Annotated in this window: 15 protein-coding genes; 8 read left to right on the top strand and 7 right to left on the bottom strand. The window is 65.2% G+C overall.

All coding sequences use genetic code 11. The features are described 5' to 3' along the window. Positions 1–315 precede the first annotated feature (315 nt). The 5 genes from UP09_RS29620 to UP09_RS29640 all read left to right on the top strand — a co-directional run bounded on the left by UP09_RS29620 (position 316) and on the right by UP09_RS29640 (position 7,526). Complete coding sequence (locus UP09_RS29620) at positions 316–1,662, top strand: N-acetylmuramoyl-L-alanine amidase (RefSeq protein ID WP_044542637.1); 1,347 nt, start codon at positions 316–318, stop codon at positions 1,660–1,662. 240 nt (positions 1,663–1,902) lie between these two features. After that, on the top strand, positions 1,903–4,386 hold the full coding sequence (locus UP09_RS29625; protein WP_044541899.1) for a penicillin-binding protein 1A: 2,484 nt from the start codon (positions 1,903–1,905) through the stop codon (positions 4,384–4,386). A 118-nt stretch (positions 4,387–4,504) separates the two neighbouring features. Then, a protein-coding gene (prfB, locus tag UP09_RS29630; protein WP_156164839.1) for a peptide chain release factor 2 occupies positions 4,505–5,636 on the top strand; the annotation gives its coding sequence in 2 pieces (ribosomal slippage) (positions 4,505–4,573 and positions 4,575–5,636; 1,131 coding nt in all). 3 nt (positions 5,637–5,639) lie between these two features. Next, a complete protein-coding gene (locus UP09_RS29635) occupies positions 5,640–6,509 on the top strand; it encodes an NAD(P)-dependent oxidoreductase (protein ID WP_044541902.1) in 870 nt (289 codons plus the stop codon). Positions 6,510–6,590: 81 nt separating this feature from the next. After that, complete coding sequence (locus tag UP09_RS29640) at positions 6,591–7,526, top strand: DMT family transporter (RefSeq protein ID WP_044541903.1); 936 nt, start codon at positions 6,591–6,593, stop codon at positions 7,524–7,526. Here UP09_RS29640 and UP09_RS29645 read toward each other — a convergent pair. After that, the gene (locus UP09_RS29645) at positions 7,486–9,639 is read right to left on the bottom strand and encodes a carbamoyltransferase C-terminal domain-containing protein (RefSeq protein ID WP_044541904.1); all 2,154 of its coding nucleotides are present in this window, start codon (positions 9,637–9,639) and stop codon (positions 7,486–7,488) included. The genes UP09_RS29640 and UP09_RS29645 overlap by 41 nt on opposite strands. A gap of 160 nt (positions 9,640–9,799) precedes the next feature. Between UP09_RS29645 and UP09_RS29650 the strand changes: the two genes are divergently transcribed. Continuing rightward, positions 9,800–11,035 (top strand): ABC transporter substrate-binding protein, encoded by a 1,236-nt coding sequence (locus UP09_RS29650; protein ID WP_044542638.1) that lies wholly within the window; start codon positions 9,800–9,802, stop codon positions 11,033–11,035. A 696-nt stretch (positions 11,036–11,731) separates the two neighbouring features. Here UP09_RS29650 and UP09_RS29655 read toward each other — a convergent pair. From UP09_RS29655 to UP09_RS29680, 6 genes are all read right to left on the bottom strand, one after another. Then, complete coding sequence (locus UP09_RS29655) at positions 11,732–13,132, bottom strand: O-antigen ligase family protein (RefSeq protein WP_082070338.1); 1,401 nt, start codon at positions 13,130–13,132, stop codon at positions 11,732–11,734. Between the two features lie 10 nt (positions 13,133–13,142). After that, entirely contained in the window at positions 13,143–14,567 is a 1,425-nt protein-coding gene (locus UP09_RS29660; protein WP_044541905.1) for a glycosyltransferase family 4 protein, read from the bottom strand. Then, positions 14,564–15,304 (bottom strand): ABC transporter ATP-binding protein, encoded by a 741-nt coding sequence (locus UP09_RS29665; protein WP_044541906.1) that lies wholly within the window; start codon positions 15,302–15,304, stop codon positions 14,564–14,566. Before UP09_RS29665 ends, UP09_RS29660 begins: the two co-directional genes overlap by 4 nt. 3 nt (positions 15,305–15,307) lie before the next feature. Then, entirely contained in the window at positions 15,308–17,254 is a 1,947-nt protein-coding gene (locus UP09_RS29670; protein ID WP_044541907.1) for a glycosyltransferase, read from the bottom strand. 17 nt (positions 17,255–17,271) lie between these two features. Further along, positions 17,272–17,442 (bottom strand): hypothetical protein, encoded by a 171-nt coding sequence (locus UP09_RS29675; RefSeq protein WP_156164840.1) that lies wholly within the window; start codon positions 17,440–17,442, stop codon positions 17,272–17,274. 195 nt (positions 17,443–17,637) lie between these two features. Next, complete coding sequence (locus UP09_RS29680) at positions 17,638–18,072, bottom strand: hypothetical protein (protein WP_044541909.1); 435 nt, start codon at positions 18,070–18,072, stop codon at positions 17,638–17,640. Between the two features lie 181 nt (positions 18,073–18,253). Between UP09_RS29680 and UP09_RS29685 the strand changes: the two genes are divergently transcribed. Next, a complete protein-coding gene (locus UP09_RS29685) occupies positions 18,254–19,129 on the top strand; it encodes a DUF6502 family protein (protein WP_044541910.1) in 876 nt (291 codons plus the stop codon). Beyond that, complete coding sequence (locus UP09_RS29690; protein WP_044541911.1) at positions 19,126–20,319, top strand: DUF5666 domain-containing protein; 1,194 nt, start codon at positions 19,126–19,128, stop codon at positions 20,317–20,319. Before UP09_RS29685 ends, UP09_RS29690 begins: the two co-directional genes overlap by 4 nt. Positions 20,320–20,340: the final 21 nt, after the last annotated feature.

Consider the following 20,340-nt stretch of genomic DNA (forward strand, 5'->3'; position numbering starts at 1 on the left):
GCCTGGGACCGGACGCCGCTCGGGCTCGAAACCGCCCCTCCTTGTCAGCCGCGCGCTGCGCTGGCTGCGGAGGGGATCGGAAAAACACGTTAGACCTTTCGGGACCGAAAGTTCCACCGCTGCACCGGGAGGCTGAACGCGACACAACCGGGAGTACTAGCCGTCAGCATTCCGTACATACGTGGATTGGCAGTCAGGCGCAAGAGAAGCGTCGCGGCAGGGCAACACTCGATCCTTTTCGCTCTGGCGTCATTAAGGCACGATTAACCGTGTGGTTTTAATCGGGTAAGACGCTGCTTGGGAGGCACCGAGTCGGTGGCGAACCGCGCAAATCACCTTGTTTTGCTGGGATGCGGGCTGTTGTGCGCCGCAGCATTGGTGTGTGCCGAGCCGACCGGTCCGAGCGCCGCCGAGGGGCCGAAGGCCATCGAAGCTACTCCGGTCAAAGCTACTGCCGCCAAAGCCGCTCCTGTCGAGGCTACCCCAAGCTTCCCAATCGCGTCCGACGCGCGACTCGCCGGCGACGGCAAGCAGACCCGCTTCATCCTCGACCTCGACCGGAAAGTCGAGTTTCGCGCCTTTCCGCTGGCCGACCCCTATCGGGTGGTGGTCGACGTCCCGCAGGTCACCTTCCAGCTTGCGGCCGGCACCGGCGCTGCCGGCCGGGGGCTGGTGAAGGCATTCCGCTACGGCCTGGTAATGCCCGGCGGATCCCGAATCGTGTTCGACCTCACGGGGCCGGCGAAGATCGCCAATTCTTATGTGCTCGACGCCGCCAACGGCCAGCCGCCGCGACTGGTGCTGGAGTTCGAAGAGGTCGACCGCACCACCTTCGTGCAGTCGCTCGCCCCGGAGAACCGGCCCGATCTCAAGCCCGCGATCTCCGACGCCAATGCCAATGCCGCGGTCGTCCCTCCGGCCACGACGGCGGCGCTGACGCCGGCCGCGATACCGGACGCGCGCCCGCTGATCGTGATCGATCCTGGCCATGGCGGCATCGACAACGGCACCCAGTCCGGTGGCGAGATGGAGAAGACCCTGGTCCTGGGATTCGGCCTCGCTTTGCGCGACCGGATCGAGAAGTCGGGCAAGTACCGGGTCGTCATGACCCGGACCGACGACACGTTCATTCCGCTCAATGACCGCGTCAAGGTCGCGCGCACCCAGTCGGCCGCGCTGTTCGTGTCGATCCACGCCGACGCCTTGCCGCGCCGCGAGGGCGATGCCCAGGGCGCCACGATCTATACCCTGTCGGACAAGGCCTCCGACGTCGAAGCCGAGCGGCTGGCTGACGCCGAGAACAAGGCCGACTCCATCGGCGGCGTGAACCTGACCGATGAGCCGACCGAGGTCGCCGACATCCTGATCGACCTCGCGCAGCGGGAAACCAAGACCTTCTCCAACCGCTTTGCCCATCTCCTGATGACCGAGATGAAGACCACGGCAAGGATGCACAAAAATCCGCTCAAATCGGCGGGTTTCCGGGTGCTCAAGGCGCCCGATGTTCCGTCCGTTCTGGTCGAACTGGGCTATGTCTCCAACAAGGATGATCTTGAGCACCTGGTCTCGGAGAGTTGGCGGAACAAGACCGTCGGCTCGATGGCCCAGGCGATCGACGCGTTTTTCGCCAAACGGCTGGCAACTGCCGGACCGGCCAAATGAAATCAGCTGCGTGAAAAGGCCGTTGCGCAACAGAAGCCCTAGTTTGGCCACAGCCGCGACGGTATAGAAAACGGACCGCAGAGCCGTCAGAATCGACCATATTGTCTGACGGCTCTTGTATATTGGCCATGCGCAACGATCGTTTGTTGCGCCCAGGCTTCGCCGCGTGAGACGCTTTCGCACGTTAGGACCGGCGCTTCCGAGAACCGAGCGCCGACGGGTAGGGACGGAACTTCGATAATGCGCCTGCTTGTGCGGTTCATGGGATTCTTGTTCGCCGCCGGAACCGTCGTGTTCCTGGTCGGCATCGCCGCCGTCGCCGGTGCGATCTGGCATTTCTCCAAGGACCTGCCGGACTATTCGCAGCTGCAGGATTATGAGCCGCCGGTGATGACGCGGGTGCATGCCGCTGACGGCGCGCTGCTCGGCGAATACTCCAAGGAGCGGCGGCTCTATCTGCCGATCCAGGCGGTGCCGAAGCTCGTGATCAACGCGTTCCTCGCCGCCGAAGACAAGAACTTCTACGAGCACGGCGGCATCGACTATTCCGGCATGGCACGCGCCGCGATCCTCTATGCACAGAACTACGGCTCCAACCGCCGTCCGCAGGGGGCCTCGACGATCACCCAGCAGGTTGCGAAGAACTTCCTGTTGACCAACGAAGTCTCGTTCGCGCGCAAGATCAAGGAAGCCTTGCTCGCGATGCGCATCGAGCGCGCCTATTCCAAGGACCGAATCCTCGAGCTTTATCTGAACGAAATCTATCTCGGGCTCGGCGCCTACGGAATCGCAGCCGCGTCGCTGGTCTACTTCGACAAGTCGGTCAACGAGCTGACGATCGCGGAGGCGTCCTATCTCGCGTCGCTGCCGAAGGCGCCCGCGGCGCTGCATCCGGTGCGCAACCGCGACCGCGCGATCGAGCGGCGCAACTATGTGATCGACCGTCTCCTGGAAAACGGCTGGATCAAGCAGGCCGACGCCGACAAGGCACGCAAGGATCCCCTCGTCGTCACCAGCCGCAGCAACGGTGCTCACATATTCGCCGGCGAATATTTTGCCGAGGAAGTCCGTCGCGACATCTTCGAACGCTATGGCGAAAAGAAACTCTATGAGGGCGGCCTGTCGGTCCGCACCACGCTCGATCCGAAAATCCAGGTGATGGCGCGCAAGACCATGGCGGCCGGTCTCGTCAACTATGACGAGGCGCAGGGCTGGCGCGGCGCGATGCAGAAGCTCGACATTTCCGGTGATTGGGGTGTCAAGCTCGCCGACGTCAAATCGCTCTCCGACGTCGCGCCGTGGCGGTTGGCTGTTGTGCTTGATACCAGCGACCAGTCGGCCCGGATCGGCTTCCAGCCGGGCCGTGAGCTCGGCGGCGCAGTCAGCAAGGAACGGCAGACCGGCATCATCACGATGGATGGTGCGCGTTGGGCGCGGAGCAAGGGCAAGACGCCGACGGCCGTCTCGCAGGTGCTGCAGCCCGGCGACGTCATCTATGCCGATCCGCTGGTGAACAAGGACGGCAACGCGGTCGAAGGCCAGTATCGCCTGCGGCAACTGCCGGAGATCTCCGGCGCCATGGTTGCGATGGATCCATGGACCGGCCGCGTGGTTGCGATGGTCGGCGGCTTCTCGTTCGATCAGAGCCAGTTCAACCGGGCGACCCAGGCCTACCGGCAGCCCGGTTCGTCGTTCAAGCCGATCGTGTATTCCTCGGCGCTGGACAATGGCTACACGCCGTCGAGCATCGTGGTCGACGGGCCGATCGAGATCGACCAGGGGCAGGGGGGCGGCGTCTGGCGTCCGGAAAATTTCTCGACCGGTCACTATTACGGCCCGACCACGCTGCGCAACGCGCTGACGCATTCGCTCAACACGGTGACGGTGCGGCTTGCACAGGATGTCGGCATGCCGCTGATCGGCGAATATGCCAAGCGCTTCGGCGTCTATGACGAACTGCCGAATTTCCTTTCTTATGCGCTCGGCGCCGGCGAAACCACCGTGATGCGAATGGTCACGGCCTATTCGATGTTCGCCAATGGCGGCCGCCGCGTGAAGCCGACCTTGATCGACCGCATTCAGGATCGCTACGGCCACACCATCTTCAAGCACGATGCCCGCGAATGCCGCGGCTGCGACGCGCCTGGTGGCTGGAAGAACCAGCCTGAGCCGCAATTGATCGACCGCCGCGAACAGGTGCTCGATCCGATGACGGCCTATCAGATCACCTCGATGATGGAGGGCGTGGTTCAGCGCGGCACCGCGATGGTCATGCGCGACGTCGGCAAGCCAATCGCCGGCAAGACCGGCACCACCAACGACGCCAAGGACCTCTGGTTCGTCGGCTTTTCCCCGGACCTCGTGATCGGTCTCTATCTGGGCTACGACAAGCCGCGCTCCCTCGGCCGGAACGCGCAAGCGGGTCATACCGCGGCACCGATCGCCCGCGATTTCATGAAGCTCGCGCTCGCCGACAAGCCGGCGACGCCGTTCAAGATCCCGGCCGGCATCAAGCTGATACGCGTCGATTCCAAGACCGGCACGCGGGCCGGTCCGGGTGGCGGTGGCAATACCATTCTGGAGGCGTTCAAGCCCGGGACGGCGCCGCCTGAGGGGTATTCCCCCAGCGTTGCCGACGCCGACGGCCGCGCGCCTCAGCCGTCGCAGGGGCAGCAGCCTGATACGGGTCTGTTCATGCGCCCGGGAACCGGCGGGCTGTATTAGCGCGCCTTCAGGGCAAATCACCGGGCAAATCACCGGGACAGCGCGGCCAAGCCGATTGCGCTTTGCCGCGCCGCTCGCTACATCCCTCGGAGCTATTGCACCGAACAGTCGAAGAGCCATGCGCGCCGAAATCGAACGCCTTGTTGAAGAGATCAAGCAGTCAGTCGGGCTGCTGAGGAGGCATCTTTGACGTCGATCAATCGACGGCACGCCTCGCTGAGCTGAACAAGCTCGCTGAAGATCCCAATCTCTGGAACGATCCCCAGAAGGCCCAGAAGCTGATGCAGGAGCGTACCTCATTGGAGGACGCGCTTTCCGGTATCGGCAAGGTCGAGCGCGAACTCGACGACAATGTCGGGATGATCGAGCTCGGCGATGCCGAGAACGATTTGGGCGTGGTGGCGGAAGCCGAGGCCGCGCTCAAGGCGCTCAAGAAGGAAGTCGCCCGCCGCGAGCTCGAGGCGCTGCTGTCGGGCGAGGCCGACCGGTTCGATTCCTATCTCGAGGTTCACGCCGGCGCCGGCGGCACCGAAAGCCAGGATTGGGCCGAGATGCTGCTGCGCATGTACACGCGCTGGGCCGAGAAGCACGGTTTCAAGATCGAATACCTTGAAGAGACCCAGGGCGAAGAAGCCGGCATCAAATCCGCGACCATCCAGATCAGCGGCCACAACGCCTATGGCTGGTTGAAGACGGAGGCCGGCGTGCACCGCCTGGTGCGGATCTCGCCGTATGATTCCAACGCGCGCCGGCACACGTCGTTTTCCAGCGTGGCGATCTTCCCCGTGGTCGACAACAGTATCAAGATTGATATCGCCGAGTCCGACGTCCGCACCGACACCATGCGTTCGGGCGGCGCCGGCGGCCAGCACGTCAACAAGACCGAGTCGGCAGTGCGGCTGACGCATATTCCGACCGGCGTGGCGGTGGTCTGCCAGGCCGGGCGCTCGCAGCACAAGAACAAGGCCCAAGCGTGGGACATGTTGCGTGCGCGGCTCTACGAAATCGAGTTGAAGAAACGCGAAGAGCAGGCCGCCGCCGACCAGGCCGCCAAGACCGACATCGGCTGGGGCCACCAGATCCGCTCCTACGTGCTGCAGCCCTATCAGATGGTCAAGGATTTGCGCACCGGCGTGCAGACGTCTGATACGTCGGGCGTGCTCGACGGCGATCTCGACGAATTCATGGCCGCGACGCTGGCGCAGCGCGCCTTCGGCACTGGGCCCGGCGCGGTCGAGGATGTGGATTAGCCCATGCAACGCGTTGCCTTCATCGGGTTGGGACGGATGGGCCACGGAATGGCCGGGCGCTACCTCGATGCCGGCTTCACGGTCTCCGTGTGGAATCGCAGCAAGGCCAAGGCGGAAGACCTGATCGCGCGCGGCGCGCTCTGGGCGACCTCGCCGGAGGATGCCGCGATCGACGCCGATGCTGTTGTCACCATGGTGGCCGACGACGACGCCTCGCGTGCGGTGTGGCTGACCAAAGACGGCGCCGCCGCGACCATGAAGGCGGGCACGCTTGCGATCGAGTGCTCCACGGTGTCGTATCAGCACACGCTCGACATGGCGCATGAGCTGCGCGGCCGGGGGCTGGTCTACATCGATTGCCCGGTCACCGGCCTCCCCGAGGCGGCCGCCGCGGGCAAGCTGACGCTTTTGGTCGGCGCTGATCCTGCCGATCTCGACAAGGCGCGGCCGTATCTGGCGCCGATCGGCAGCACCGTCCGTCATTTCGGCGCGGTCGGCACCGGCACGGTGTTCAAGCTGATCAACAATCTGATCGGCGCGGTGCAGATCGCAAGCCTCGCCGAGGGCGTTGCGATGGCCGAGCAGGCCGGTCTCAACATGCAACTGGTGGCCGAGGCACTCGGAACCGGCGCGATCGCCAGCCCGCAGGTGATCCGGCATTCCAAGCGGATGGTCGCCCGCGACTTCTCCGGCGCCTCCTTCACCGCGGCGCTGCGCCACAAGGATGCCGCCTACGCGGTCCGGCTTGCCGAGACGTTGTTGCCCGATGTCCCCGTCAGCCGCGCGGCGCTCGCTGCCTACGACCGCGCGAAGGCCCACGCGCCCGACGCCGACGAAGGCCAGATGATCGAGATCGTGTCGCGGCCGAAATAGCTCGGCCGGCGGTTGTCGGAAATCGGGTGGGAATATCAGCTGCGACTGACTAGTCATCTGCAGCGCAGATGAGAGCCGGACATGCCTTCCACTGACAACAGGATCGACAGCCGCGACTGGGTGCTGCTTGGCGTGCTCTCGGTGCTGTGGGGCGGCTCGTTCTTCTTCAACGGCGTCATCGTGCGGGAATTGCCGCCGCTGACCCTGGTGCTGCTGCGGGTGGCGCTGGGGTCCGCGATCCTGCTGCCGCTGCTGCGATTCCGTAAGATCGACTTTCCGAGCGGCTGGTCGGGATGGGCGCCGTTCTTCGCGATGGGCCTGTTCAACAACGTCCTGCCGTTCTCGCTGATCGTGTTCGGGCAGACCTATATTTCGAGCGGGCTGGCCTCCATCCTCAATGCCACAACGCCGCTGTTTGCCGTGGTCGTGATGGCGGTGGCCGGTGAAGAGAGGTTGCAGGCGCGCCGCGTTGCCGGTGTCGTCGCGGGCCTGATCGGGGTCGCGATCCTGCATGGCGATGCGCTTGGCTTCGAGACCAGGCAGGGCATCGGCATCCTGCTGTGCCTGGCGGGCGCCTTCAGCTACGGCCTCGCGGCGCTGGTGGCGCGGCGGCTGCCATCGCGGGTGCCGCCGCTGGGAACGGCGACGTTCCAGATGCTGGCCTCGGCCGCGATGATGGTTGTCGTCGCCGGCATCGTGGACCGGCCCTGGCAATTGCCGATGCCTCATATGACGACGTGGCTGGCGGTGCTTGGTCTTGCAACATTGTCGACGGCACTGGCCTATATCGTGTTCTTTCAAATCCTGCAGCGCTCCGGGGCGACCAATGTGATGCTTGTGACGCTGCTCGTTCCCGTCACCGCGATCCTGCTCGGCTATCTCGTGCTCGGCGAGCCGATCTCGCTCCGCGAGGTGATCGGCGCGCTTGTGATATCAAGCGCGCTGCTGCTGATCGACGGGCGTGTGTTGACATGGATCAGCCGCGCGCCTTCTTCCACGCCTCATACCACCCCGTGAAACGTCCGCTGTCGCGCGCGCCGCCGTGCCAGGCGGCGGTGGCGGTGCCATCGTCGGCGACCAGCACCACCGCATCGAGCCCCTTGGAGCGGCGCAGCGTGTCCATCGCCTGATCAGGTGTCTGCGCGATCGGCCCTGCGACATTGAACGATGTGTTGACCGACATCTCGACGCCGATGTGGCGTCCCAGCGCCTTCAGATAGGCGTAGGTGAGGGGGTCGTCCTTGGCGCGCACGATCTGGATCCGGCCGGTGCCGTCGGCATGCACCACCGCCGGAATTTTTTCGCGCGCCTGCGGCTTCGAATGTGCCGTCAGCACCATGTAATTATAGGCATTGTAGCCGTCGTCGGACGCACCGTCCTCCAACACGAAATAATCGCGCGCGGCTTCCAGTGTCGCCATCGGCGCCAGCGGGCGAATTGCTTCGCGGTATTTGACGCGCTCATTGAGCCGCTCGCGCACATCGGGATCGCATGGGTTTGCCAGGATCGAGCGGTGCCCGAGCGCACGCGGACCGGTTTCCGCGGCGCCCTGATAGATCGCGATCACGCCGCCTTGCGCGACCATGAAGGCCATCAGGTCGGCGATCGCGTCGCGCCCGTCAGGCGTCGCGACACTGCCGATCTCGGTGGACGCGACATCGTCGGCTTGCAACGCCGCTGTGATATCGGCATGCGACGGCGGCAGGCCGCAATAGAATGCGTGCGACAGCGGCGCGCCGCGCGCAGCACCGGCCATATGCGCGAACAGCCACGCGGCGCCGATCGGCACGCCGGGATCGCCGGGCACCGGCGGCACCCACAGATGCAGCCGCGTCTTGCGCTGTTGCGCCTGCGAAAACCAGGCCTCGTTGAAATGCTCGAGCAGCCGCATGTTGGCGAGCGCATTGAGCGCCACGCCGCCGGTCAGCACCAGGCGGTCGGTGCCGGTGATGCGCAGCAGATGATCGACAACGTGGATCATCGCGTCCTCGAACACCATTTGCGTTGCGGCGGCCTTGTCGAGCCGATCCTTGGTGTCGGGACGGTGATGGATGTCCTCCACCCGCAGCATCGCGTCGGGATTCCAGAGCTGGTCCGATCGCAGCGGCGGCCCGAGGATATCGATCAGCGACGCCTTGTAGGGATTGTCGACCGGATCGCTATACCAGTTTGCCATCGCTCGATTGAGGCGCACCTCGCCGTCAGGACCGAGCTGCAGCACTTCTTTCAGCCGCTGGTAATACGGATTGGTGGCGCGATTCATGTCGCCCCAGGCGGCGGCGCCCATGTAGCGTCCTTCGCTGGACAGCCAGGTCCAGCCGCCCTGGCTCGACGAGATCACGCTGTAGAAAGCGCCGAGCGAGTCGAACAGGCTGTCGTTGCAATAGAGCTGCTTCATCTCGCCGTTCTCGGCGACGTAGAGCGAGATCGAGCCGGCATCGCCGGTGCCGTCGAGCACGGCGATCGCGACCGGCTCGTGGTGGTCGGCGAACGGCGAGGCCGCGAACGAGAACCAGGCGTGGTTGTCGTGATGCGGCATGCAGATCAGCGGCAAGGGTTCCGCCAGCCCGAGTTTGCGGCCGAGCTTGGGCGACAGGCGCCGCACCTGGTCCAACTGGCGCAGGTTGATCGCAGCCGCGAAGGGCGTGCGCAGCAGCTTCAGGCTGGCGGGCGCCTCCTCGAACGAGGTGCGAACCAGCATCGACGTCAGCGCCGGGTAATCCCACGTCGTGACAAAGGCCGCGATATCGCCGATGTCGCGGCCCATCCGCCGCAGTACCTCGCGCATGTCGTCCAGCGCGGCTTCGGGATATTCGGTGGTGTGCTTGTTGCCGGAGAAGCGCTCTTCCTCGTTGTTGACGATCAGGCGCGGCCCGCCGCTCTGCGTGACCTCGACCAGCGCGACACCGGTGTTGTGTGTCCCGGGACAGGCCAGCCCCGCGATGTACACAGTTTCGCCACGTTGCAGCCTTTCCCGGATCGAGGCGAGGGTGCGTTTGGCGGTGTCGCTGTTTGCCTTGTGCAGGCCGAGCCGCGCCATCGCCGGCTCGCTGATCCGGCGCGTCAGTTCGTAGCCGGCCGCCGCGAGGCGCGGATGGCGCGGACCGATACGTATTTTCGGCTTAGGCAATCAGACCGCCCCGACTTGTGAGTCCCCGATAAATCTTCAAACACAAATAGCACCACGCAACAACGCCGTTTCGTCCGGCGAAAAAACCGGGTGCTTGCAAGCACATGCACGACTTGCGAGACTTGCCCTCAAAGCCAACGACAGAAATCGGGAGGACATGATGCCGGCTCGTCCTGGATATAGTGTTGCGATTGCGGCCTTCGCAAGTGCGGCATTGATCGCGACCGCCGCGTTCGCGCAGAAGACATATGATCCCGGCGCGACCGACACGGAGATCAAGATCGGCAACATCATGCCGTATAGCGGCCCGGCGTCGTCCTACGGCGTGATCGACAAGACCGAGGCCGCGTTCTTTGCGATGATCAACGACCAGGGCGGGATCAACGGCCGCAAGATCAACTTCATCAGCTACGACGATTCCTATTCGCCGCCGAAGGCGATCGAGCAGGCGCGCAAGCTCGTCGAGGGCGACGAGGTGCTCTTGATCTTCCAGTCGCTGGGCACGCCGTCGAACGCGGCGATCATGAAATACATGAATGCCAGGAAGGTGCCGCAGCTGTTCGTCGCTTCCGGCGGCACCAAGTTCGGCGACCCGAAGAACTTCCCGTGGACGATGGGCTTCCAGCCCAATTACCAGAGCGAAGGGCGGATCTACGCCAAGTACATCAGAGACAATTTCCCCAACAGCAAGATCGCGGTGTTCTGGCAGAACGACGACGCTGGCAAGGATCAGTTCAAGGGTCTGAAGGACGGGCTCGGCGACAAGGCAAATATGATCATCGCCGACAAATCCTATGAGGTCAGCGATCCCTCGATCGACTCCCAGATCGTCGCGCTGCACGATTCCGGCGCCGACATCTTCTTCTCCTGGGCCGCGCCGAAGGGTTCGGCGCAGGCGATCCGCAAGGTCGGCGAGCTCGGCTGGAAACCAAAGTTCTTCCTCGCCAACACAGCGACCTCGGTCGCCTCGGTGCTGAAGCCGGCGGGGCTCGAATATTCCAAGGGCATCATCTCAACGGCGTATCTGAAGGACCCGACCGATCCGACCTGGGACAAGGATCCGCCGGTGCAGCACTGGCGCGTCTTCATGGACAAGTATTATCCCGACGGCGACAAGACCAATGCCAACAATCTCTATGGTTACGTGCAGGCGGAGGCGATGGTGCAGGTGCTGAAGCAGTGCGGCGACAATCTCACGCGCGAGAACGTCATGAAGCAGGCGGCCAATCTGAAGAATTTCCACTCAGACCTGATGCTGCCTGGCGTCATGGTCAATACCGGGCCGGACGACTACTATCCGATCGAGCAGATGCAGCTCCAGAGATTCAATGGTGAGGCATGGGAGCTGTTCGGCGATGTGATCACGGGCGAGGTCGGGCATGAGGCGACAAGGTAGGTGTTTGCCAGTCATGCGAGCCCGGCTCGCGCCAACTCACCGCGGTCGTCCCGGCGAAGGCCGGGACCCATAACCACCGAATTGGGTTATGAGAGAAGCCGACGCCGCTTGTGCCCTTTCCGCGGGCGGCGGCGTATGGGTCCCGGCCTTCGCCGGGACGACAGGGAGTTTGTTGCGCGGCGTGTGAATCATACGTCCGCATTCTCGCGACATGAATTGTCCGAGCTTTGCATTTCGTTCGCCCTCTTCTTGAGTAGAGGGCGCAGGGAAAGCCGGGTGCCGATCGCACCCATGGGCCCCGTGCAACAAAAAGCACGGGGGTAGGACCACAGGTGTAACCGGGAACTCCGGCTTTCCCTGCGCGATGGTTTACGGCTTATACGTGCTCTCCCCGGCGAAACCGGGCTTTTTTGTCACCGTCGCCAGTAAGAAGCGGGTGCCTCAAACTGACTTTCAACCTACCACTGGGGCTCGGGACCACACGATTTCACCGTCCGCTTCACGCGCTCTCGTCAGTCGCACGCTCGGCGTCCACCGCATCCCACCGCGCGTTCGTGACGTGCGCTCGCCCCTCATTCGGGTGGGACGGGCATATCTATACACTGAGTTACGATTCGGATAAAGCGAAATATTTTTGCACGGAGGGCTTGCGCCGTCGGGCAACTCAGTGCCAGGGGCGATGCCTGTCCTTTGCCATCACACCCATGGTTCCCGCGTAATGATGGGCGTCCGAGGCAGGATCACGGGTGAATCCGAGTCTGAAACAGTGTGATCCTTCACGCGGATGCGCGAGGGCTCGGCCGCGGCGAGCCCTGTGAGCATCTTCTCGGGCCGGCGGTTGCGCAGCGCCATGCCGCCGGCGACGCCGACGCCGATCACGTAGATCCAGCCCTCGTGAAAATCTGTGAGATGCGAGTTGAGCAGCGAGCTCGTGATGTTCTGCACGACCACGACGAGCCCGATCCAGGCCACCAGATCGCGGCCAGCGAACAGCCTGACATGGCTGATCCACATCGCGTAGAGCAGAAAGACGCCGATGAGCCCCCATTGAATGGCGACATTCAGGGTCTGGTTGTGCGGGTTGTTGACCACTTCGGCCTGTAGCCCGGTCTGCCCGGCCGCATCGCGCGTGAACAAATACTTGATCGAACCGGTACCGTGCCCGAGGATCGGCGCCTCGGCGATGAACTTCAGCGACTTCTGCCAATAGGTCAGCCGCTGCGCCGTCGAGGCGATCCCCGAAATATCCTGCGCGTGATATTCAACGGTGACGTCCGCGATGCGCTGGCGGAGGTAGGGCGACGTGGTCCAGATCACGAGGCTTACCAGCGCAACGCCGGCGAACAGCGCCCTTGTGGCCTGCCTGCTGAGATGCAGCGACGCGAACAGGATCAGCAGCACCGGCATGTAGACCAGCGCGGTTCGGGCCGAGACGACATAGAGCATGTTGGCGACGAACAGCAGGATCAGCGCCAGATAGAAGGTTGCCGCCGCCCATTGCCGTGCCCGCAGCGCCGTCAGCGCGGGCAGTGCCAGCGCGAAGGCGCACAGCGCGAACTCCTGGCTCTGGTCGAGATAGTTCTTCACCGGGACGCCGGCAGACGCCGTGTGGGCGAGCTTGAGCTGCGGCAGCGCCAGCACGATCCAGGACAGGATCATCATCAGCGTGCACGAGATCAGGAAAGCGGCAAACACCCATAGCCCGCGCTGCGAACGCTGGAAGTATGCCAGCAGGAACGGCAGCGCGAGAAGCTTGCCGAGCGGCTTGATGCCGTGCAGCCGCTCGGCCCAGCTCGCTTCCGACCACACCATGCCGACAAGCGCGAGCGCGACGAGTGCAAGCGTCAGCGCGCAGGCCGGGGTGGCGAGATCGAGGACGAACTGCTCCCAGTCGATGGTCGGGATGACAGCGACAAGCCAGAGCACCATGAAGATGGCCGGCGCCGAGGTCGACCACGGCAGGGAGGCCGCGGCGAGCGCAATCAGGGCGTCGGTCGTGCGGGCATAGGCGGCCGAGCGGCACAGGTCCCGGCATCGCTCCCGCAACGACGGCTCGGGTTCGGGGTCGAAGTCGACAATATCGAGGTCGGTGGTCACGATCGGGGCCTTACGTGCCGTGCGTCGCGAGACTGTCGAAGGCGGGTGCCGCAGGAGAGGCGAGTGCAGCGGGGATCACAGTTGCGGCGACCACACGATGGGACAGCAGGTCGCGCGCCTGGGTCTGATGGCCGAAGCGCTCGGCGAGTTCGGTCCGGCGCTCCCGGATGCTGTCGCGCAATGCGTCCTGCCGCGCCATCACGCGGGTGACCGAGGCCCTGATATCGTCGATCGAGAACGGATCGAAATAGTCGGCGAGCTCGCCGGCGACCTCGCGGAACACCGGGATGTCGGAGCACAGCACCGGCGTATTCGCCGCCAGCGCCTCGATGATCGGCACGCCGAATCCTTCGGCGAGGCTCGGCATGATCAGCCCGTGCGCTTCGGCGATCAGCGCTGCCTTCTCGGCTTCATCGACGTAACCGGAGAATTTGACGTTCGGCGGCAGGTTGCGCGAAAGGCTGGGGTCACCGGTATAGCCGATCACGATGAGGTCGGCCTGGGGCAGCTTGCGGAAGGCGCGGATCACGGCGGCGAGGTTCTTGCGCGGCTCGGCCGAGACGATCACGACGAAGGACGGCCGGACGGTCCGCGCGGCCGCTGGTACAGGCAGATTCGGCACCGCGAAGCGCGTGCGCGGGTAAACCACGCGCGCCGGCAGGTTTGCAAACTGCGGCAGCAGGGCACGGAAGCGGTTCATGCTGTAGTTCGAGACGAACGCCAACTCGTCGGCCTGCTGCAGGCTGGTGAACAGGCGGGACAGGAATAGTCTTGTGGCGACGTCAGAGAGCTTGAGGTCGGTGAGCGGCAGCAAATCGTGCACCACGCAGATCACCTTGGCGCCGCGATCGCGCCGGATCGCGACCCGCGTCGGGGTGTCGACGAGAATGACGTCGTAGCCGCGCGCGTCGATCCGCGGCGGCGGCAGTCGCAGCAGTGCCGAGGTGTCCTGATAGGTGTAGAATCCGGATTCGAGCTGGAACTCACCGAACAGCTGCAGGTGCCGCAGGTCGGTCGGGATGTATTCGAGCCCGGCCGCGCGGTTCTCGATCAGCTTGACGCTCGTTGGCAACAGGCGGACCGCGCGCAGGAAGCTGACGGCGAATTCCAGCGAGGTCGCGGCGCGGAGTTTGTTGCGGAGCCAGTCGACGGTGCGGCGCAGACCGCCGCTGCGCATCATCGGCGCGTTCATGTCGGCCTCGTCGAGGAAGCGATAGAGCGCGAGCAGTTCGATCAGCCGTGAATCGTCGGGCAGCAGCCGGGCCCGCTGCTGGCGGCGGCGCAGCTTGCGATAGCGGCGCGTCGTCTCGACCAAGAGCGTCAGCTCGTGGCCGTCGGCGGCCAGCGAGCGGACCAGCTCGCGGGTGAAGTGGAAGATGCCGCGCTTGTGGTTGGGCTCACCGAGCGCCTCGCTGACGACCAGGATCTTGTTCATGCGCGCTTTTCTCTGAGCTCGAGGGGATGCAGGCTGGGCGCATCCAGCGAAACCGTGCTGGCGATGCGGCCATGGTCGAGATTGATGATGGTGTTGCAGGTGCGGCGCAGCAGCCCGTGATCGTGCGAGGCGATGATCACGATTGCCGCGGTCTCGACCATCTTCTGCAGGCGCTGCTCCGCCTTGGCGGAGAAATTCTCGTCGACCACGCTGAGCCATTCGTCGAGCAGCAGGATGTCGGCCGGGAACGCGGTCGCGGTGGCGAACAGCACCCGCATCAGCATGCCCGAGGAGAACATCCGCAGCGGCAGCCGCTGCATGCGCTCCTCGAGCTCGGTGAACGCCCAGATATCGTCCAGCATCGCCTGCGTCGGCTTCCGCCCGCTGATCCGCAGCAGCAGGCTGATGTTGTCGGCGGCCGTGAAATCCAGGTTGGCGCCGGCGCCGAGGCCGAGCAGCGGCACGATATTGCCGGAAATCTCGAGCTCGCCGCTGGTCGCCGGGAAGACGCCGGCGATCAGCCGCAGCAGGGTTGACTTGCCGGAGCCGTTCGGTCCGGCAAGCCCGATGCGCGCCCCGGGCTTCGCATCGATCGTGATGCTGTCGACCGCGCGGATGGTGCGCATCTCGCCCGGCTGGCGGAACAGCCGCCCGAGCAGTCGGCGCTTCAGCGAGAAGTCGTAGGCGCCATAGAGCGGATAATCGAGACAGACGTCGCGGAGCTGAATGCTGGCCATGCCCTAGATCCAGAACGCGGCTTTGCGCAGATGGGCGACGGTCACGACCGAGGCGACCGCGAGCGCGGCGAGGCAGGTCAGCACGTAGGCGACGCTGCCCATCGGGACATGGCCGGTGGCGAGCGGGTCGCGCCAGATCGCGAACAGATGCGTCAGCGGATTGAACCGCATCACCCTTGAGCCGCGGTCGATCATCTCCGGCGTCCAGATGATCGGCGAGGAGAGGAAGGCCAGCGTCAGCGAGGACTCGATGATCGGCTTGATGTCGCGGTAGCGCGTCGCCAGCGCGCCGAGCACGAGGCTGAGCGCGAGCGTGCAGACGATGAAGAGGACGAGCCCGGGAAGGGCGACGAGTGCGCCGCTGATGTCCCGTGGCGTCAACGCGAGCCACAGGATCAGCGGCACGACCGCGTTGTGAAGCGCGAACAGCGCCTGGCGGAACGTGCATTGCAGCAGGAAGATCACCGGCGGCAGCGCGCGATCCTTGATCAGGCTGGCCGAGTTCTGCAGCGCCGTGGTGGCGTCGAGCACCACGCTGTTGAGGAAGGTCCAGGCGGTGAGGCTCGCAGCCAACATCGGCAGCCGCGCCACCGCGCTGGCGTTGGAGAAATGACCGATCACGGAGCCGAGCACGGCGACCATGATCGCCATCTGGATCGACATCCAGAAGGGTCCAAGGAGGGAGCGGACGTAGCGGTGACGCATGTCTGACCAGGCCAGCGCCGCCGCAATTTGGATCGCGCTGACGAGACCCCCCGCCGTGTGGGGACGCGAGGCTGGGGCTGGTGAACCAGCGTCCTTCGCGGCTATGGCTTCTTCAGCAACGACCATACGATACACCGTCTCGACTCTCTCCTTGAAAGCTGTGGTTGAGTATTTCGTCATGGCGCGGTGGCGCCCGGCCTGTCCCATGCGCTGGCGCCGTTCCGGATCGTCGATCAGGGTCTCGATCGCCTCGGCCAGCGCGTTGGGATCGCCTGCTGGCACCGTGATCGCCTCGATCCCGTTGCGCGCGACATAGGGCACGCCGGTGTCGAGCGCGGTGTTGATGACGGGGCGGCCTGCGGCCATCGCCTCGAGCTGCACCAGCCCGAAGGTCTCCGCATTGGTCACCGACGGCATCACGAAGACGTCGGCGATCCGCATCAGCTTGACGCGCTCGCTCTCGGGGACCGAGCCGAGCAGGCGGACGCGGTCCTGCAGGCCGTAGTCGCGGATCAGCTGTTCGAGCTGGTCGCGCTCGCGGCCCTCGCCGACGATCCAGACCTCGAAATTCCTGCTATGGGCGGCGCGGATCAGGACGTCGAAGCCCTTGTAGGGCACCAGCCGACCGCAGGCGAGGACGAGACGGCCGCGGCTGTTGACGTCGGCTGGCCGGAGCACCGGCCGGTCATACTTCGCAACGTCGACCCCGAACGGAACGGCGTGGCACTTGTCGGCGAATTCGCGCAGCAGCGGCGTATTCTCGACCAGCACCGGATCCGAGACGATGATCGCGGCGGCGCGCCGCAACGTTCGCCGCATCATCGGCTCGACGAACCAGCGCAAGGCCGCATGCGAGACGATGTCGGCGTGCCAGTGCACGACCAGCGGACGTCTGCGGCCGAACCCGAACGCGAACACCAGGTCGGCAAGCGGAAATGGCGCATGCAGCGCCAGCAGATCGTGCTCGGCGATGCGGCGCCACAGCCGCCATGGATAGGTTGGCGCCGCCGGCAGCGACAGCACATCGCCGAACGAGTGCACGCGCTCGACCGCGACGTCGTTGACGACGATCCGTCGCTCACCGCCGGACTGCGAGCAGACCAGGACCGCAGCGGCGAAGCTGTCCTTCAGCCCGACGCAGATGTCGCGAATCACCGACAGCGTGCCGCCGAACAAATCGGGGTAGTAGACCTTGAAGATGTGGAGCACCGACGGACGGCGCGCCAGCTCGTTGACCATGGTCATGGGCTGATCGGCTCCGCTCAGGCCGCGAACAGCGCGACGACGAACGGCATCGCCAGCGCAGCGAAGAACACCACCGAGCGCAACAGCGCCGGCAGAACGGGCTCGATCGGGCCGCAGGCGCTGCGCGGCGGGAAACGAAGTGTGGGAGCGCCGAACCGTCCGGGGGCGCGGACCGAATGAAGAGACATGGCGTCGAATCCCTTGCTCAATGGATGTCAAATACGTGGGAAAATTTCACACGTCAATTGAGTGGGACTAAAATGTGGGATTATGTCCCACGTATGGCGGTGATGATTTTAGTTGGGCCCGGGGAAATACGGATGCTGACGGCACGGCCACGCGCGGCGTTCGCGGAGAGGCGATTCGGGAGAGGCTGGAAGGTGTCAGGCCGGCTCGGCGGTCCTGCCTTCGATCGATCGCTGCAGCAATTGCCTGATGGCGCCGATGTCGAACTGGATTTTCTCAGGCAGCTTGGCCGGCGGCGGCAGCGATGATTCCTGTTCGACCACGACGCGCTTGCCGCCATCCGCCGTCAGCGCAATCGAGACCGATTCGGCCTGCGCCTGCGATTTCAACACGGCATGCGCGCGGCAGGCATACTCACCGGCGCGCAAGGCCCCGAAGCCGAAGGCGAGGAGGCGGCCATAGATGTACAGCGCAAGCAGGTCGGTGTCGTCGAAGCGGCGGGAGGAGCCGGGCGCGACGCCCGGCAGGCAGGGATAGCTTCCCGCCATGACCGTCGACACGAAATCCTCGTACGGGACCTGCGCGGTCTTGCAGGCTTCCGCGATCTCAAGGTCGAATCGGATGGACGTCATGTGGCTTTCCGTGCCCGGCGCGCACCATCGCGGGAGACCGGGAGAATCGGCAGCCCGCCGCAAGCGTACTATGTTTCCAATCGTGACTTTGTTTCTTATAAGTGGGAAAAGTTCACACGTCAATGGCCGTCGGTCAAGAGGTGGGATTGTATCCCACGGCATCTGCGGTTAAAATTTGGGCATGAATGCCAAAGTCCCGAAACCGAAGCCGGCATCGGCGCCGCCGATCGCCGCGGCGAAGCTGCATTCGCCACTGGCGCGGATGCTGCGGCCGCTGGTCCGGCTTTGCATTCGCGGCGGCATGACGTTTCCGGCTCTGACCCAGCTGTTGCGCGAACTCTACGTCAACGTTGCCGAGCATGATTTTGCGCTCGAAGGCAAGGAGCAGACCGACAGCCGCGTCAGCCTCCTGACCGGCATCCATCGCAAGGAGGTCGCACGGCTGCGCGGCGCCGGCGCGCCGGTCAACGAGGTGCCGGCAACGCTATCGCGGACCAGCGCGATCATTGCGCGCTGGCTGGCCGCGCCGGAATTCACCGATGCGAAGGGCGACCCGCTGCCGCTGCCGCGCACCGCCGAGCGCGCCGCGCCGTCGTTCGAGGCGCTGGTCGAATCGATCACCAAGGATGTGCGGCCGCGCGCGGTGCTGGACGAATGGCTCGACCGCAAGCTCGTCACCATCAATGCCGACGACGAGATCGTGCTGGTCGAGGAAGCCTTCGTGCCGCATGGCGACGACGATCGCAAATGGCACTATCTCGGCCGCAATCTGCATGACCATGTCGCGGCCGCCGAGGCCAATGTGTCGTCGGCTGTGCCGCGCTTCCTCGAGCGCGCCGTGCATTATGACGGGCTGTCGGCCAAGCTCGCCAAGCGGCTTGAAGGACGCTCGCGCGAGCTCGCGATGGAGGCGCTGAAGGTCGCCAACCGCGAAGCCAACCGTGCATTGGCCAAAGACAAGGGCGGCGATTACCGCTGGAATTTCGGCATCTACATCTACCGCGAGGGTCCCGACGGCCCGGTCGATGATGATGCCGACGAAGGCGGCGCGTCGTGAAGGGCCCGCCGGTCATATCCCGCCGCGTGCTGCTGGCGGCGTTCTGGCTTGCCGGCACGTCGCTCGCCAGCGCGCAGGTGAGGAAGCGCGGCACCGATCAGGGCATCGGCGGCACCGGGATCACCGGATCCGACCAGGGCATCGGGGGCACCGGCATCGTCGGCGTGATCCAGCGGTTCGGCAGCATCTTCGTCAATGGCGAGCGCATCGCCTACGGGGCCGACGTGCCGGTGCACATCGATGGCGAACCGGCGACGGCGAAATCGCTGCGGATCGGGCAGGTCGCGCGCGTGGTGGCGCAGCGCGGCGCCAACGGCACGCTGTCGACCACGCGGATCAACGCGGTCAGCGAGGTGGTCGGGCCGATCGAGCACGTCAAGTCCGGCGAGATGGCGGTGCTCGGCCAGAAGGTCGTGTGGGCGGGCCAGGAAAGCTGGCTGAAGCCGGGGACGCATGTCGCGGTGTTCGGCCTGCGGCGCACCGACGGCGTCATCGTCGCGAGCCTGGTGCAGGAGCGCCACGATGCCGCGACGCGCGTCACCGGTCCGCTCGAGCGCGACCGCAGCGGAAGCTTGCGGATCGGCGATCTCAGGCTCACGGGTGTCGACCCGGCGCTCGCCGGGCAGCGCGTGCAGGTCGACGGCCGCGTCACGCAGGGGGTGATGCAAGCGGCGCGCAGCCGGGCCGACGACTTCTCCGATCTCGCTGGCGCGAACCGGGTGCTGATCGAGGCCTATGTGCGGCGGGTCGGCAGCGAGCTGCAGCTCGGCTCCGGCTTTGTCGCGCGCGACAATTCGCGCTTCTCGCCGTCGGCCGATACCCGCGTGGTCGTCAATGCCACGCTCGAAGGCGCGCGGGGCTTGCGGGTCGAGTCGGTGCAGTCGGTCAACAAATTCCCGGGCTCGTCGGTGCGAGGACCTGCTGCGCCCGCGCATCAGCCCGGTGCGGCGCCCGGGCACGGCGGCGGTGCGCCGCACGGCGGTCCCGGCGGCGCGCCATCGGGGCCATCAGTTGGCCCCGCTGGCGGTGGTCCTGCTCCTGCTCCCGGCCCTGGTTCAGAACCAGGCGTTGGTGGCGGCATGTCGCCGCCTGGCGGCTTCAGTCCGCCATCCGGCGGTGGCGGTCCCTTTGGGCCTGGCGGCGGCTTCGGCGGTGGCCCGCCTGGCGGCATGGGCGGCGGCCGGCGCTGATCGTCACATGCAAAAGCACCG

The sequence above is a fragment of the Bradyrhizobium sp. LTSP885 genome, assembly GCF_000938305.1.
Classification (GTDB): Bacteria; Pseudomonadota; Alphaproteobacteria; order Rhizobiales; family Xanthobacteraceae; genus Bradyrhizobium.